At 70.9% G+C, this 1,458-nt stretch carries 1 protein-coding gene; it reads right to left on the reverse strand.

Going from position 1 to position 1,458, the window contains the following annotated elements:
* Positions 1 to 1,411: condensation domain-containing protein (locus tag CCN72_RS10975; RefSeq protein ID WP_279630229.1), on the reverse strand; the 1,411-nt coding region annotated here is incomplete at its 3' end.
* Positions 1,412 to 1,458 lie beyond the last annotated feature (47 nt).

Consider the following 1,458-nt stretch of genomic DNA (forward strand, 5'->3'; position numbering starts at 1 on the left):
CCAGCCGGTTCGCCCGCTCGTTCAACTCCCTGTATGTCAAGGACAGTTCGCCGCAGGTCACAGCCGTCGCGTCGGGAGTCCTGCCGACCTGCGCCTCGAACAGTCCCGTCAGCGTGGCCTCCGTCCTCGGAGGGACGTCCGCGGGGACGGCCAGGACGGCGGCCCGCTCCTCCTCGGTGAGCAGGTCGATCCTGCCGATCGGCAGGGCGGGATCCACCGCCGTGAGGGCGCGCAGTACAGCGAGCAGACGCTCGTGGTGTGCGGCCAGTTCGTGGTCGGCGCAGACCTCGGGATGCGCGTTGAGGTCGAGGGTCAGTCCGGTGCCGTCGCGCCGGTCCCACACGGCGAGCGTGAGGTCGCCCACCAGGCCCGAGGAGAGGTTGTGCGCGGTGGTCGGCAGGCCGGCGAAGGCCACCGCGTAGTCGAAGGACATGATGTTGACGACGGGTGCGTACCAGGTCCCGGTGTGGCCGGGCAGATCGAGGTCGCGCTGGAGGTCCTCGGCGCGGTAGCGCTGGTGGCCGCCCAGTTCGCGCACCCGCTGCCCCACCTGGCCGAGGAGTTCGCGCAGTGTCATGTCCGGCCGGAGCCGGAGCCTGAGCGGCAGGACGTTGGCGGCCGTACCGGGCGTGCGGCGCTGCACCTGGCTCAGGCGTGCCGTCACCGGCAGGCCGAGCACCACGGTCGACGCGCCGGTCATCCGATGCAGATGGACGGCTGTGGCGGCGAGAACGAGGTACGACCAAGGGACCCGCGCTTGGCGGGCCGTCTCGCGCAGCTCCGTCAGCTCGTCGGGGTCCAGGCCGGCGGTGTGCCGGAGGTAGTGGTCGGGGACGGCGGACGGTCGGTCGACGATCCCGGTCGGCTCGGGGCGGTCAGCGAAACGCTCCGTCCAGTATGCCCGGTCTTCGGTGAATCGTTCGGAATCGCGGTACTCCTGTTCCGCGGCCAGCAACTCGGGCAGGGAGCCGAACGGGCTCGGCGGCACCGGACGGCCCTCGGCGAGCGCCGTGTAGACGTCGGCGACCCGGCGGGTGATCAGCAGCGACCCGAAGGCGTCCATCACGGCGTGGTGATAGCCCTGGTACCAGTAGAAGCGGTCGGCATCCAGCCGCAGGAGCGCGTACGCGAACAGCCGGTCCTGGGCCAGGTCCATCGGCCGGGCGACCGCGGCGTCCAGCCAGCGGCGGGCGGCCTGTTCGGGGTCCGGCTCCGCACTGAGATCGACCAGCGCGGGTGACCAGTCGCCGAGCCGGCGGACGACCTGCCGGACCTCACCGTGTTCCTCGACGAAATTGACGTGCAGTGCGTCCGCCTCCGCGACGGCCGACAGCAGTGCCTGTTCGAACAGCGCCGGATCCACCGGTCCGTGGATCTCCAGGAATTCGCCCACTCGGAAAACTCGGTTCACTTCCCCGAGCCGCTGCTCGGCGATCCATATTTCGCGTTGCGCGGCCG

The sequence above is a fragment of the Streptomyces murinus genome, from assembly GCF_002154555.1.
GTDB lineage: Bacteria > Actinomycetota > Actinomycetes > Streptomycetales > Streptomycetaceae > Streptomyces > Streptomyces murinus.